This window comes from Criibacterium bergeronii (assembly GCF_001693775.2).
Taxonomy (GTDB): Bacteria; Bacillota; Clostridia; order Peptostreptococcales; family Filifactoraceae; genus Peptoanaerobacter; species Peptoanaerobacter bergeronii.
In genome coordinates this window covers 12,783-27,676 of record NZ_MBEW02000016.1, presented here as the reverse complement: position 1 = coordinate 27,676, position 14,894 = coordinate 12,783, and the positions used below count along the sequence as shown (strand labels likewise).

Here is a 14,894-nt window from a genome sequence, read left to right as displayed (position 1 = left end):
AATCAGAATGCAAGTTTATAAAAAATGAGTTTGAGTTGTTCGACAAAGGAGATTGCCAGTGCTCGTCATAGGCAAAAAGTGCTCCGATGTGAACAACTCAAAGGTAGCGTTTTTATTCTAATACTAAAGTACGTTAAATATTGTAGCATATATTTTATATCTCACGTATCCAATTTCTTAATGTAATACTTTTTACCATATCTTTTGTAAGTTGATTTATTGTTTCACATAATCTATCAATTACGTCTTTTAATGTCTTAAATACTTCATTCTTGAATCCCATTTGTCGGATTTATTTGCATATCTGTTCTATGGGATTTATTTCCGGTGTATATGGAGGTATGTGTATTATTTTGATGTTTTTTGATATTTTTAGCCCTTTTGATTTGTGCCAACTTGCTCCATCACATATTAATAGTATCATATCTTGTTAATATTCTTTTGATAATTCTTGCATGAATACATTCATATTATATGTATTACAATTTGGCATTACTAAGAAAAAATTTTCTCCTGTTTTTGGTTCTACTACTCCATATGTGTACCTATATTCTCTTATATGATGACATGGTACTTGTGGTCTTATTCCTTTTCTACACCAACAATACTTGGGTTTATTTATTCTACCAAAGCCGGCTTCATCTTGAAACATTATTCGTATTTTCTTATTTGGGTAATCGTTTTCTGATTTCTTTGCTATTCTTTTAATTTTTTTGAGGATTTTATATCCTAATTACTCGCTTTTTTTGGATGCTTGCTTCTTGGCATAACTTTTCTATATCCATGTCTTTTTAATAGTCTATATATAAAATTATCCGGTGTTTGCTTTCCTATTTCTTCATCAAATTTTATTTTTAATATTTTTGCATCTATTACTTGTCCTTTTTTCATTATTTTTTCAAATTCTGACAATATTTCTTTTTCTTGTGTCAAATATCTGTGATTTCCACCTTTCATATTACTTTTATAATACTGTTTTATTTCTCTTTCTTTAAATTTTTTTAACAAGGTGGCTATATAATTGGGAGTATACTCTGTAATTTTTGCTATCTATACATTTGTGTATCCTTCATATCTTAGTGGTATTACTCTTAATTTTTTATCTGTTTTTTTATTGGTATTTGTTTTTCTTAATTTTTCTACTTGCTCATATTCTTTTTCTGTTATTTAGTATATTTTTTTCATACTTTATATTATACTATAAATTTTAATGTATGCCAGTATAAATTTGTTCTAAAAGCTTGACTATAAAAGTCTTTTTTTATATAATTGGAATAATTTCCTTTTGGAAAGATTTTTTTAAATATTTATTAAACGGGTATTGCAAAAAAGCTGATTGTGATACTAAATGAAGATAGGAGATTTAAATGGGCTTATTTTTAGGGTCGTTGGAGCAGGGGCTAATTTATGCCGTGCTTGCAATGGGAGTATTCATCTCATTTAAAGTTTTGGATATTGCGGATATGTCAGTAGAGGGCAGTTTTCCTTTTGGTGCATTTATTTTTGCCGCACTAGTGACTATTGGGGTAAATCCGATTGTTGCTATGTGTGTAGCCTTTTTAGGGGGCATGATAGCAGGATATATTACAGCTATCTTGTTTATAAAACTGAAAATTACTCCGCTATTAGCAGGTATACTCACGCTCAACATATTTTATTCCATAAACTTGGCTACCATAGGTAGAGGAAAGTCAAACCTACCACTGTTTTCTACAGCCAATATATTTCCGGAAAATAAGCTCCAAGTAATATTTTTACTAATTCTAATTTGCTTGGTAATAAAAATTTTAATGGATATATTTTTTAAAACAGAAGTCGGATATTTAATAGTTGCAACCGGAGACAACGAAAAATTAGTTAGAACTCTAGGGCAAAATTCAAATAAATATAAGATACTAGGACTGATGATTTCAAACGGGCTTGTCGCATTATCAGGCTCACTTATGGCACAAAGCTCAAAATTTGCCGATGCTACCATGGGTACAGGGATTATAGTCTATGCACTGGCATCGATAATCATAGGGGATACAATATTAAAAAACAGCAAATATTTAAATGGTACGACTAGAGCTATAATCGGGGCGATTGCATATAAATTAATTTGGGGGATAGCACTTTTTATAGGCTTGCCATCAAATTATCTAAAGGCAACTACCGCTTTAATAGTCATAGCTTTTATCGCATATAATAATGCGGAATTATCAAGTAAATTTTTAAACAAAAAATCAGAGAAGAATTAAATATTTGCAATTTTAAAAATTGGAGAAGATAATGCTAGAAATAAAAAATATTTACAAGGCATTTAATAAAAATACCGAAAACGAAGTCAGATTATTTGAAGACTTCAGTCTAAATTTCGAAACAGGCACTTGCACAGCCCTAATTGGTACAAACGGCTCAGGCAAATCAACACTACTTAACATTATAGGTGGCAGCATTACTCAGGACGCCGGAGAAATCCTAATAAACGGCAAGGAAATAAGCGGACTTAGAGAAGAACAAAGAGCAGTGCATATAGGCAAGGTACATCAAGATACAAATTTTGGAGTGTGTCCATCTCTTACTATACTTGAAAATATGTCACTGGCAGATAAAAAAGGCGAAAAGTTTTCATTAAAAAAACTAATCGATTTAAGAAAACTAGATGTATATAGAAAGCTACTAAAAGAGCTAGACCTAGGACTTGAAAATAAAATGGGCACGAAAGTAAAATTTTTATCAGGCGGACAAAAACAGTCGCTTTCGCTAATCATGGCTACGATGAAACACCCTGATTTATTATTGTTAGACGAGCATACAGCCGCACTTGACCCAAAGACCTCAACAGTAATAATGGAAAAGACAAAAAAACTCATAAAAACTAAAAAATTGACAACAATTATGATATCTCACAATATGAAAGACGCACTGAAATATTCTGACAGAGTAATCATGCTTGACACAGGCAAAATTGTACTGGACGAATTAAGTGCAAACCTTACAGAAAAACAGCTAAGCGATATATATTTGCAAAAAATTGAAGGATTGATAGGCTAAATACACATAAAATTTTAAATTTTAAGATACCTCCGGTGCATTAGGAGGTATTTTTTAAAATTTCAAATAATATATAAAATTCCTATAAATTAAAGATTATATCTTGAATAATTTATTATTATTTGATAAACTTTATTGAGTTGTAAGATATTTATAAATGGTGGGGGTATTAACATGAAGTTAAATGACATAAAGATTAGGAGTTTACTTAAAGGTATTATAGTTATTATCGTGTTAACTTTATTTATATTAATAGCAATGCTGTCAGTAATGACCAAGGCGAACAAGAACGTTATGCAAACCTATGACAGACAGTTTGAATTTAGCCAAATTGCCCAAAGCGTAGCTGATGCGTCAGATTATCTTACAAATGAGGCAAGACTTTACGTCATAACAACTGATAAAAAGCACCTCGACAATTACTGGGAAGAAGTTAATACAACAAAAAGAAGAGAAAAGGGCATAGAAAGACTAAATGAGATGAAAACTCCACAAGAGTTTATAGATACACTACAAAAAGCAACACAAGAGTCCGCAAATTTGGCAAAAATCGAAGATATTGCCATGAAAAGCTTTGAGCAGGGCGATATAGATGCGGCACGCACAATGATGTTTGATACAAATTATGCCTCTTATAAAGAAAAAATCGATGTATATGTAAATCAGTTTATTACACAGCTAAATGAATATTCAGCTAAAAAAGTATCCGAGGCGACAGCCTTTTCTACAACGATTAACTATATTGTATATGCAGTTATAATTTTATTAGTCATAGTATTGACAACTTCATTTACACTTATAGGCAAAAAAGTATCCGCCCTAAACGAAATAAAAAAACAAATGGACGATTTAGCAGGCAGTGAAGGAGATTTGACAAAACGCTTAGAAGTAAAATCTAAAGACGAAATCGGAGAAATAGCACAAAGCTTTAATATGTTTACCGGTAAAGTTCACGAAATAGTGTCAGAGGTTAATTCAAAGGCATTAGAAATAGAAAATAACTCAGAAAGCCTAAAGCTAAACATTCAAAAAAGCTCAAATTCATCAGAAGAAATATCAAAAGTAGTAGAAGAAATAGCAAGAGGAGCATCCGACCAAGCTAGAGATACAGAGGACTCAGCAGTAAAAGTAAATGAAATGGGACAAGCCCTAGAAAATGACTTCACACTGATGAAGAACCTAAGAGAAGTAGGAACACAAATAGAAAAGAAAAAAGACGAAGGCTTTAAGATATTAGACGAACTAATTGAAAAAACAGAAAAAAGCAGCAAAGACAGCGAACAGATAAATATAATAGTTACCCAAACAAATGAATATGCACAAAAAATAGAAACAGCCAGCCAAATGATACAAGGAATAGCCGACCAAACGAACCTACTTGCCCTAAACGCTGCAATAGAGGCAGCAAGAGCAGGAGAGGCAGGCAAAGGCTTTGCAGTAGTAGCAGACAACGTAAGAACATTGGCTGAGCAATCCATAGGCTTTGCCCAAGAAATAAATACAGTCATCACAGCACTAAAAGAACGTTCAGAAAAAGCCGTAGATACAGTAAAAATATTGAGCGAGGCAATAAAAGCACAATCTGCAGAAGTATATTCTACACAAGATAAGTTTAATGACATATCAAACTCCTTGGGAGATTTAAAAAACGTAGTAGTAGACCTAGAAAAAACAACAGACCTGTTGGATAATAAAAAAGTAGAGATAGTAGACATAGTACAAAATCTATCAGCAATAGCCGAAGAAAATGCAGCCAGCACACAAGAAACCACAGCTACAATACAAGAGCAGTCTGCCTCACTTCACATGGTATCACAACAGACACAGGTGCTACATGACGATATAATCGATATCAAAGATACAATTAATAAATTTAAATTTTAAATACAATCATCAATAAATAAAAATTGGGATAAGGAGAAAAATTTTCCTTGCCCCAATTTTTTATTTAAATTATACAAAATATGATGTATAATATTTTTTAAGAAAAACAATAATTATCATATTACATAAAACAAAAGGAGTAAAAATGAGTACACAAAAAGATATAGTAATCCAAGAAACTTATGGAGAAAGATTTCAATATTGCTGGGGCTGCGGCCCAAAAAATGAGGACGGAATACACCTGCACACAGTGCCAAGTGAAGATGGCAAGTCCTGCGTATGTGAATTTGTACCTGACAAAAAATTCACCGGAGGAGTACCAAACAATCTGTTTGGCGGCATGATAGCAATGGCATTTGACTGCACAGGTACAGCATCAGCAGCATACTTTGCACATAAAAATAAAGGACTTGATTTAACAGAGGATACAGTAATAGGACGCTTTATCACAGCAAGACTGGAAGTAGATTTTAAAAAACCAGTACCAATTGATGGTACAGTAAAAATCACAGCTACACCAGAAGAAATAGGCGAAAGAAAAGTAATAGTCAACATGGAAATGGAGGCAGCAGGAGAACTCAGAGCAAAAGCAAGAATTGTAGCAGTAGGCGTAAAGGATAATATGTAAATGATGACCAACTACTATTGAAAACAAATTGATAAAATTTTGTGAAATATCTGCATATTATTGTGTAATACTACATTTTCTTATGTAAGTTAGTATAAGTTGCCTAAAAAATAAGGCTATAAGAATATAAAAATTCTTATAGTCTTTCTTTTTTTTAAATATTTTAACTTAGCTATGTTAATTTTGCTTAAAATAATGATAAACATTGTAAATCGATTACAAAAATGGTATAATTAAGTAAAAATTAAGTAAATACCCAACTGTTTAAAATGCTTATAAAAAATCACAATATTAGATACATATTTATATAATCTTTAACTAAACTATAAACCAATATATTCATTAAAAAAACATAAAAACGAATATGCTAAATAATTTGTAAAATAGACTACAATCGGTAAAAAATAAAAAGGACTGATTGTTTCTATAGATTTATAAGAGTAGTTCAAAATTTTAGGAGGCAAGGTATGAAAGTTTCAGCACAGCGACTTCAAACTGGTAAGGCTCAAAAAATAAAAAATGGGGGGGGTATTAAATCCCTTGGTACAAGGCTAGTAGCTTACATTGTGGTGGCTTTAGTAGTCATATTATCTGCCAAGCTTGTGTACGATGGAATTTCCTACTACAATCATGAATTAAGACTTTCAAGTACAGTAAGGTTACAAGAAGTCAGAAAACTATCCAGCCAATCACAAGAGGTATTTGGCGAGGCGAATACAATGGTGCGTGGCTTGCAAATGGCAACGGATTTATATATGAAGAAAAATCCTGCAGAAAATCGTGATAGAAAATACCTAGAGGAACTTGTTTTTAATACTTTTGAAGTGGATGATAACCTTGTATCAGGTTTGGGAGCATTCTTTGAACCAAATGTGTTTGATGGAAAAGATGGCGAATTAGGCAGATATGGAATAAATTTGACCAAAAAAGATGGCAAAGTTGAAGCATCAGGTCTACCTGATTTTAGTGGCAGTTGGTATGCGGGGGTAATTTCATCAGGCAAAGCCTCTATAACAGACCCATATCAGACATCTTATGGCACTACAGCCACTACGCTTTCTTATCCTATAAATTTTAACGGAAAAACTATAGGTGTTTGTACTGTAGATATAGATTTAAAAGCAATAGCAAACAATTTGGAAAAACAGATGTCAGCAGATATGTCACATATAGAAATAATTTCAAATACAGGAAAATATGTAATAAACTCTGAGGATTTAGCATTAATAGGAAAGGATGCTTTTGGTGTTAATCCTAAAATAAAGGAGATTGCAGAAAAAACTTCAAAAGGCTCTGAACAGACAGCAGAAATTAAAATTGACAAAGGAAATGCGTTATTTATGACAACACCTCTACCAATTGCAGGGACAGATGAGGTTTGGACATATACGATAGTTGACTTAAAAGATAATTTTGTCGATGGAGCTAAAGAAATGGTGAAGTTGACTATAATAATAAATATATTGGTTATAATTTTAATTTCTTTTATAATATATTTTATAATTAAAAAAATGGTTTCTAAGCCATTGACATTACTAGCCGGTGGCTTGAGGAAATATGCTGAATATGATTTTAGTAAGCATGAAGAAAGACAGCAGCTGCTGCCTTACCTAAAATATAAAGACGAGATAAGCGAAATAGTGTCCTCAGCATCGTCTATGGCTGAAAATGTTAAGACATTGATATCAACAATTTCAAATGATGCACAAAATTTAGCTGCAACAAGTGAAGAGCTTACAGCTACATCACAAAGCACATTAGACTCTTCAAATGAGGTGTCAAGTGCAGTAAATAATATTGCTGAAGGAGCAACAAGCCAAGCTCACGATACTACTGATGCAGCACAAAATATCCAAGATATTCAAGCTGTTGTAGAAAATACTGCAAAAATGGTTACTGAACTAAATGACGCTGTAGAAACTATAAATGTAAAAAAGGAAAACGGTCAAGAGTCTCTTAAACAGCTTATGCAAATAACAGATAAGGCAAATCAAGCTGCACAAGATATGACCGTAGTATTGGTTGAGGCAAACAAGAGTGCGGATAAAATTACATCAGCAAGTGAAATGATACAATCCATATCAGACCAAACTAACCTACTTGCCCTAAATGCTGCTATAGAGGCGGCAAGAGCCGGTGAGGCAGGCAAAGGCTTTGCAGTAGTAGCCGAAGAAATAAGAAAATTAGCGGAACAAACTGCCGGTTTTACAGAAGAGATAAAATCTGTTATTGTAGAGCTAAAAAGTGGTACACAAGGTGCAGTAGATACGATGACAGAGGTAGGAAAAACTGTAGAGCAGCAAGTCCAAAGTGCAGACGACACTCAAGATAACTTTAACCAAATTGCACAAGCTGTAGAGATTAGTGAAGAAATAATAGAAAAGATAACATCGTCATCAAAAAATATACAAGACGGAACAAATAAAATAGTAGGAGTTGTAGAAAATCTGTCAGCAATAGCTGAGGAAAATGCTGCTACAACTGAGCAAGCGTCAGCCTCTGTTACATCACAAACGCAATCAATAAATGATATACTTTCGGCGTCTGAAAACTTGGCACATTTGGCAATGGAATTACAAGAACAGATTGCTAAATTTAGACTATAGAAAAAAATTTGAAAATGAAATTTTAATGTTGTATTGAAAGCTTGAGCATTGAAAAATTCTACAACATAATAAAAATTATGTTGTAGAATTTATAAATTTAATTTATCATTTTAAGAATATGACTAAATAAAAGCTTTTGGAGGAATTGTAGAAAAAATGGAAATTCTGGAGAGAAATGTCGAGAAGATACTTGCAGTTCTTTCATTATTAGCTATATCGCTGATATTTGTATATATTTTCAAAAATAGTGATGCTAGTATAATTAATTGGGATGAAGAAAAAGTAAATTTGAATATAAATGACAAGGTTTATGAAAATCTGTATATAGACAAAATAAACGTTCCTCCTGTAAAGGCTGGAGATGTAGTGACTATAACTAAAAAAGATTTCAAGTTGTCAGATAATAATGAAAATCTAGTTTTCAGAACATACGGTTCTACCATAGATGTATTTTTATCAGGGGAAAATATATATTCTTACGGTGAAGATTTATATAGAGAAGGTAAGACCTTAGGTAGAGGATATCATATAGTCAAGCTAAGGAGCTTGGGAGATAAAACCTCAGATTTAGTGATAAAGCAAAGGATTGTAGAGGATATGTCTTACAGATGGGTAGATTTTTTTAAATTTACTTCAAGTAATAATATTTGGCATGAAATCCTTATAAATAACGTATTTGGGATAGTTTCAGGAATATTCTTGTTTTCATTAGGGGCATTTGGAAATCTAGTGTATGTAGTATTATTCCTTATTACAAAAAAGAATAATTTACATTTATCATATTCATTTGCAACTATGTTCTTTATAGGTCTATGGAATTGTACTACAAGCGGAATAATACAAGCGATAACAGGAAATTATGAAATAATATCTTTTTTGGAATATTTTTCGATTTACGCTACCTTTGTCATGTATCTGTTCTTGGTTGCATTGATAAAGAAAAAATCGGGTAAAACTAAGGCTATAGATATAGTCAAATTATTAAGCTTGTTGATATTAATTGGAGCAACTGCACTTCACCTTTCAGGAACACTTTGTATATCAAAAACGATTATGCTTTTTAGAAATTATGCCTTAATCGTCTTATTGGTGTTATTTTATACTTTATATATAGACTATAAAAATCAGAAAAAATACGAAAATGTGTTGCTTATTGGCAACTGTATTAGTTTTGCACTAATTGTTGTACATATTATAATACATAATTTTAATTTGACTGAAATTATGGATATAACAAATGACAATCTTATCACAATAGCCGTATTGGTAATGATAATAATTCCGTTATTTTTATACTTTTTGGAGCTTGATGAAATAGAAAAATATGAAATGCAAATAAGGGTATTAAAAAGCTTGGCATATATAGATAAATTAACAGGTCTTGGTAATAGGACATCAGGGATTGCATATATAATGGATTTAATAAAAAATGGGTTTGATTATTATATTGTCATGTTTGATTTAAATAATCTTAAAGAAGTAAATGACCATTTAGGACACGACAAGGGTGATGAAATGCTGGTTAATTTTGCGAATTGTCTTAATAGTTCTTTCAGTGACGATTATTGTAAAAAAATAAGATATGGCGGAGATGAATTTATAGTAGTAGCCCAGTTTGACAAGGTTGAAGATATAAATGATAATATTAAACAGTTATTTAGAGTTATTGATGAAGTCAATCGTGATGGCGAAAAGGGTTATAGTTTAAGTGTATCCTATGGGATTGCAAGCAGTAAAGAGTTTGCTACTACAGGATATGAAAATGTAGTTAAATTGGCTGACGAAAGGATGTACAGCTATAAAAGCGAAGTAAAAAATCAGATTTGTGAGACATAAAGCTGCTAGAAAAATAAAGAGCAGTTTAGTTTTATTTTAGAGGTTTAGTAGCAATAAGCGTTAAAGTTTATTTAATAAAAGCTATTATAAAAGGCTCAATATATTTATCTTAGGGTATTTTTCGCTTTCGGCGATACTAGCATTTCCCTTTGATGAACATATTTGAGCCTTTATTGATGCTTTAATAAAGTTTTGTTTTATGCTTAATATTCAAACGGTATTTCAACTTGTATTTTTTTCTTGGCGTTATTGTAAGCCTCTGTACCATAGCCTTGGATTTTTTCTTTGATGTTGTTTTCATTAAAACCCATATATTCAACCATTATCAAGTCAAATTGAAATTTATATTTCATACCTTTTTCCAAGACTTTTGTTTGAAAGTAGCTTTTGCTGCTTTTATCGTCAGAGCTGATGCCTCCACCTTTAACATCATACGAATTGCCATTTTCATCAGTCAATTTTACATTTTGTACGTCATATACATAGTTTACTAAGCCTAATTTATTCCAAGTGTCAACTTGAATATTAGTAACTGAGCTGTCCACGCTTATATTATTAACTTTTGCAAATACTCCGTCTTTTTCAAATACATCTTTAGGTTTAATGACATTTGCAGCAAGTTTTGTGACTTTTACTGGGAATGTCCAATTTCCTTTTATTTCTATATTTTTTTGGTAATCTTTATTGAAACTTTCAATTCTATCAGCCTTTATGATTAAATTCATTTGTTCGGGCGTTTCACCATTAAATGTCAAGGTTTGTTCGTCCACACCAACATAAGTGGTAGGACTTTTTTGCTCTACATGGGAGCTGCCGCCTAAGCCTGTTATACCATATTTTAACCATGATATATGGTCTATACCCATAAATGTGCTGACGTTTTTTCCTAAGTCGATGTCTTTATCAGTTTCGATAATATAAGTGTATGACAAAACATTGTTTGATAATATCACATCTGATAAAGTAATTTTTATCCCCTTGTCCTTTTTGGTCATAAGTATTAATTCACTGCTGTCTTGGTATTTTTCCATGCCCAGCATTGTAAAAATATTTGAGTATATCGGCATATCCCTTGTATAGCCAGGCACTGTAAATCCTGCTAGAAATATCAAAAATGATGCGGCAATCACATTTCTTATATAATGTGGTTTGCTATTTTTTTTGTATATTTTATTAATCCTTTCATCAAAATTTTTTGGCACTTTTATTTTATCTAAATCATTTATATTCATATCTTCCTCCTATTTAAGCTAAATTTTCTTTTAATTTATCCAATGTTCTACTTAATCTGCTTTTTACAGTGCCTATTTTCACGCCTTTAATTTCAGAAATTTCGCTGAGCTTTTTATTTTGAAAATACTTTAGGTTTATTAGCTCCCTTTCTTCGTCATTTAGTAAGTCCAATGTTTTTATTAAATCAATTACACCCTCTGTGTCTTTTTCTTGTAAGGTGAGTGTAAAGTCTTGGTCATCGATAGTTAAATTCATTTTTCTTTTTTTAAGAGTATCTTTGCAGGTGTTTATCAAAATTCTTATAATCCAAGTGTCAAAATATTCCTTTTTTTCAAGATAATCAAATTTTTCTAAGCCTTTTAAAAGTGTATCTTGAACTACGTCCATAGCGTCATTTTCATTTTTCATATATGAATATGCGATTTTGTATAAATCTTTTTCTCTGTTTTGCATCAACTTTTTAAATAGTTCATTTTTATTCATCGTAACCTCCTTTTACACATTAGACGTGTGAGATATATAAAAGGTTGCATTTTTTATAAGTTTTTATAAATATATTATATCAAAAATAAATGCGAAAGGATAATAACGCAGTCAAGTTGATTGACAAATTTGAATACTTATACTAATATAGTTGTATAAAGAGGTGATATTATGTTTAACAAAGATTATTTCATAGGTCTAGGCACGTTATTTGTTTGTATTTGGTTTGTTAAATTATTTTACTAGAACAAGCTATATTGGTAATAATATTAAATCTTGTATCATAATATTTTTGTGCTATACTCTAGGTAAGTTTATAGTTTATAAATTGAAAGATAAATTTTAAATAAAGTTTTGAGTATATTTTGAAATTTAATAAATTATATAATAAAAAATCCTAATCATTTTTAAATGATTAGGATTTTTTGCAGGGGGAACATTATGCTATTACTATTTTGCCATCTTTTACGTCAAGATTTACGTTTGAGCCGTCAGTGATAGTCCCTTTGATTATTTCTTTACCGATTAGGGTTTCGATATTTCTTTGCAGATATCTTTTTACTGGTCTAGCTCCTAGCTCAGGTTCATAGCTTTCGTCTGCTATAAATTGTTTAGTAGCATCGGTCATGTTTATAGTGATTTGTCTGTCTTGAAGTCTTTCTTGGATTTCTTTAAACAATAGGTCTATTATGCCGGATAACTGTTCTTTGGTAAGAGGGTTAAACATTATTATATCGTCTATCCTGTTTAAGAATTCAGGTTTAAATGAACGTTTCATAATCTGTTCTACTTGTTCTTTGGCTGCCTGAGTTACTTTTGAGTTTTGTTTTACACAGTTAAGCAGTATATCTGAGCCTATGTTTGAGGTCATTATTATTACTGTATCTTTGAAGTTTACAGTTTTGCCTTTTGAGTCAGTTAATCTGCCATCATCAAGTAATTGTAATAGGGTATTAAATACTTCAGGGTGAGCTTTTTCTATTTCGTCAAAAAGCACTATGCTGTATGGTTTTCTTCTTACTGCCTCGGTAAGTTGTCCGCCTTCATCGTAGCCTACATATCCTGGAGGTGCTCCTATAAGTCTTGATACGGTATGTTTTTCCTGATATTCGGACATATCTATACGAACGATATTTTTTTCGTTGTCAAATAGTGTTTCAGCTAATGTCTTTGCAAGCTGAGTTTTACCTACTCCTGTTGGACCAAGGAAGATAAATGAGCCGATAGGTTTGTTAGGGTCTTTCAGTCCTGACCTTGCACGCAAGATGCTATTTGCTACGGCCTCTACTGCCTCGTCTTGTCCTATTACTCTTTCGTGAAGTATTTTATCAAGGCTGAGCAGTTTATCTCTTTGAGACTCTACTAATTTACTTACAGGTATGCCTGTCCATTGTGAAACTATCTGAGCAATTTCTTCTTGTGTTACTTCTTGTTTTAGTAGGGCGTTGTCTTTTTTATTTTCTTGGATTTTTGTCAATTCTTCCAATTTTTTTTCAAGCTCTGTCATTTTGCCATATTTTAATCTAGACAATGTTTCAAGGTCATAGTTTCTTTCGGCTATTTCCATCTGTCTTTTTACATCGTCTATTTGTTCTTTGACATTTTTTATTTCGTCTACTGAGTTTCTTTCGATATCCCAGTTGGCTTTTTTCTCTTTGTATTCTTCATTTAAGGTGGAAAGCTCTTTTTCCAAATCAGCAAGCCTTGCAATGGATTTTGTATCGGTTTCTTTTTTAAGAGCCTCTTTTTCTATTTCTAATTGCATTATTTTACGTCCTATATCATCGATGTCTGTTGGGAGTGAGTCTATCTGAGTTTTTATCATTGCGGCTGCCTCGTCCATTAGGTCAATGGCTTTGTCAGGTAAAAATCTGTCATTTAGATATTTGTTAGAAAGGACAGCGGATGCGATTATTGCAGAGTCTGATATCCTTACACCATGATGGACTTCAAATTTTTCTTTTATTCCTCTAAGGATTGATATAGTATCTTCTACGCTAGGCTCGTCAACCATTATTGGCTGAAATCTTCTTTCTAGGGCTGCGTCTTTTTCGATATATTTTCTATATTCTTCGATTGTAGTTGCACCTATGCAGTGTAATTCACCTCTAGCTAGCATTGGTTTTAATAGGTTACCTGCATCCATAGAGCCTTCTGTCTTACCAGCTCCAACTATTGTGTGTAATTCATCGATGAAAAGAATTATTCTGCCATCGGATTTTGACACTTCGTTTAATATGGCTTTTAATCTTTCTTCAAATTCACCTCTATATTTCGCACCGGCGATAAGTGAACCCATATCCAGTGCAAAAATAGTCTTATTTTTTAATGAGTCAGGTACGTCATTTTTTACTATACGCATGGCAAGACCTTCAACTACGGCTGTCTTACCTACACCCGGTTCACCGATTAGGACTGGGTTATTTTTTGTACGTCTTGACAATATCCTTATAGCACGTCTTATTTCTTCTTCTCTGCCTATAACCGGGTCAATCTTGCCCAAGCGTGCAAGCTCAACTAAGTCACGTCCATATTTTTTAAGTGCGTTGTAGGTATCCTCCGGATTTTCAGATGTTACTCTTTGGTTACCTCTTACAGATGTAAGTTTTTCCATGAAATCTTGTTTGGTGATGTTATATTTTTTAAACAGATTCGCAACTGGAGTATTTTTTTCTTCAAACATAGCTAAAAATAAATGTTCTACTGATAAATATTCGTCCTTAAAACTTTCAGCTTGTTTTTTTGCATTATTTAGCATTTGGCTAAATCTTCTAGAGGCATAGACGTTGCTTACCGAGCTGCCTGAAACCTTAGGCAGTTTATCAAGCTCTGCTTTTGTATCTGCCATAAATGAGCCAAGCTTAATATTCATAAGCTCAAGTAATTTTGGTATAATACCATCTTCTTGTGTGAGTAATGCCATCAGCATATGCAGGCTGTCAACCTCTTGGTGAGACATATTTAGTGCCAAGTCCTGAGCTGCAATAATTGCCTCTGTAGTTTTTTGTGTGTAATTATCTGTATTCATATTAACCTCCTTTAATCGTGAGTTAATGTTGGTTTTTCTAATTAATGTTATATTATTTCTATAAATTAACTATAATATTATTATAGCACTATTTTGTTAGCAGTCAAGTGTAAAGAGTGATAATTTTTATATTTTTTATTTACCCTTATATTTTAAATTA

Annotated in this window: 10 protein-coding genes and 1 pseudogene; 6 read left to right on the top strand and 5 right to left on the bottom strand. The window is 32.0% G+C overall.

Annotated elements, in window-relative coordinates:
- Positions 1-292: 292 nt before the first annotated feature.
- Together BBG48_RS11595 and BBG48_RS07410 are read right to left on the bottom strand one after the other, a co-directional pair.
- A pseudogene (locus BBG48_RS11595) lies at positions 293-652 on the bottom strand (IS630 family transposase).
- 77 nt (positions 653-729) lie between these two features.
- A complete protein-coding gene (locus BBG48_RS07410) occupies positions 730-1,008 on the bottom strand; it encodes a helix-turn-helix domain-containing protein (protein ID WP_068913144.1) in 279 nt (92 codons plus the stop codon).
- A gap of 359 nt (positions 1,009-1,367) precedes the next feature.
- Between BBG48_RS07410 and BBG48_RS07405 the strand changes: the two genes are divergently transcribed.
- The 6 genes from BBG48_RS07405 to BBG48_RS07380 all read left to right on the top strand — a co-directional run bounded on the left by BBG48_RS07405 (position 1,368) and on the right by BBG48_RS07380 (position 9,990).
- Entirely contained in the window at positions 1,368-2,240 is an 873-nt protein-coding gene (locus BBG48_RS07405; RefSeq protein WP_068913142.1) for an ABC transporter permease, read from the top strand.
- A 31-nt stretch (positions 2,241-2,271) separates the two neighbouring features.
- Entirely contained in the window at positions 2,272-3,036 is a 765-nt protein-coding gene (locus BBG48_RS07400; RefSeq protein WP_068913140.1) for an ABC transporter ATP-binding protein, read from the top strand.
- A gap of 174 nt (positions 3,037-3,210) precedes the next feature.
- Entirely contained in the window at positions 3,211-4,920 is a 1,710-nt protein-coding gene (locus BBG48_RS07395) for a methyl-accepting chemotaxis protein (protein WP_068913138.1), read from the top strand.
- Between the two features lie 145 nt (positions 4,921-5,065).
- The gene (locus tag BBG48_RS07390) at positions 5,066-5,548 is read left to right on the top strand and encodes a PaaI family thioesterase (protein ID WP_068913137.1); all 483 of its coding nucleotides are present in this window, start codon (positions 5,066-5,068) and stop codon (positions 5,546-5,548) included.
- Positions 5,549-6,015: 467 nt separating this feature from the next.
- Positions 6,016-8,154 (top strand): methyl-accepting chemotaxis protein, encoded by a 2,139-nt coding sequence (locus tag BBG48_RS07385; protein WP_094754425.1) that lies wholly within the window; start codon positions 6,016-6,018, stop codon positions 8,152-8,154.
- Positions 8,155-8,310: 156 nt separating this feature from the next.
- A complete protein-coding gene (locus BBG48_RS07380) occupies positions 8,311-9,990 on the top strand; it encodes a GGDEF domain-containing protein (protein ID WP_068913135.1) in 1,680 nt (559 codons plus the stop codon).
- Between the two features lie 203 nt (positions 9,991-10,193).
- Here BBG48_RS07380 and BBG48_RS07375 read toward each other — a convergent pair whose 3' ends face one another.
- From BBG48_RS07375 to clpB, 3 genes are all read right to left on the bottom strand, one after another.
- A complete protein-coding gene (locus tag BBG48_RS07375) occupies positions 10,194-11,222 on the bottom strand; it encodes a DUF4179 domain-containing protein (RefSeq protein WP_068913134.1) in 1,029 nt (342 codons plus the stop codon).
- A gap of 13 nt (positions 11,223-11,235) precedes the next feature.
- Positions 11,236-11,706 carry an RNA polymerase sigma factor gene (locus BBG48_RS07370; RefSeq protein ID WP_068913132.1) on the bottom strand — a complete coding sequence of 157 codons (471 nt, stop codon included), beginning with the start codon at positions 11,704-11,706 and terminating at the stop codon, positions 11,236-11,238.
- Between the two features lie 439 nt (positions 11,707-12,145).
- On the bottom strand, positions 12,146-14,734 hold the full coding sequence (clpB, locus tag BBG48_RS07365; protein WP_068913130.1) for an ATP-dependent chaperone ClpB: 2,589 nt from the start codon (positions 14,732-14,734) through the stop codon (positions 12,146-12,148).
- Positions 14,735-14,894 lie beyond the last annotated feature (160 nt).

Coding starts and splice junctions, on each gene's coding strand:
- BBG48_RS07405 (WP_068913142.1), top strand. CDS start 1,368: ATGGGCTTATTTTTAGGGTCGTTGGAGCAGGGGCTAATTTATGCCGTG.
- BBG48_RS07400 (WP_068913140.1), top strand. CDS start 2,272: ATGCTAGAAATAAAAAATATTTACAAGGCATTTAATAAAAATACCGAA.
- BBG48_RS07395 (WP_068913138.1), top strand. CDS start 3,211: ATGAAGTTAAATGACATAAAGATTAGGAGTTTACTTAAAGGTATTATA.
- BBG48_RS07390 (WP_068913137.1), top strand. CDS start 5,066: ATGAGTACACAAAAAGATATAGTAATCCAAGAAACTTATGGAGAAAGA.
- BBG48_RS07385 (WP_094754425.1), top strand. CDS start 6,016: ATGAAAGTTTCAGCACAGCGACTTCAAACTGGTAAGGCTCAAAAAATA.
- BBG48_RS07380 (WP_068913135.1), top strand. CDS start 8,311: ATGGAAATTCTGGAGAGAAATGTCGAGAAGATACTTGCAGTTCTTTCA.
- BBG48_RS07375 (WP_068913134.1), bottom strand. CDS start 11,222: ATGAATATAAATGATTTAGATAAAATAAAAGTGCCAAAAAATTTTGAT.
- BBG48_RS07370 (WP_068913132.1), bottom strand. CDS start 11,706: ATGAATAAAAATGAACTATTTAAAAAGTTGATGCAAAACAGAGAAAAA.
- clpB (WP_068913130.1), bottom strand. CDS start 14,734: ATGAATACAGATAATTACACACAAAAAACTACAGAGGCAATTATTGCA.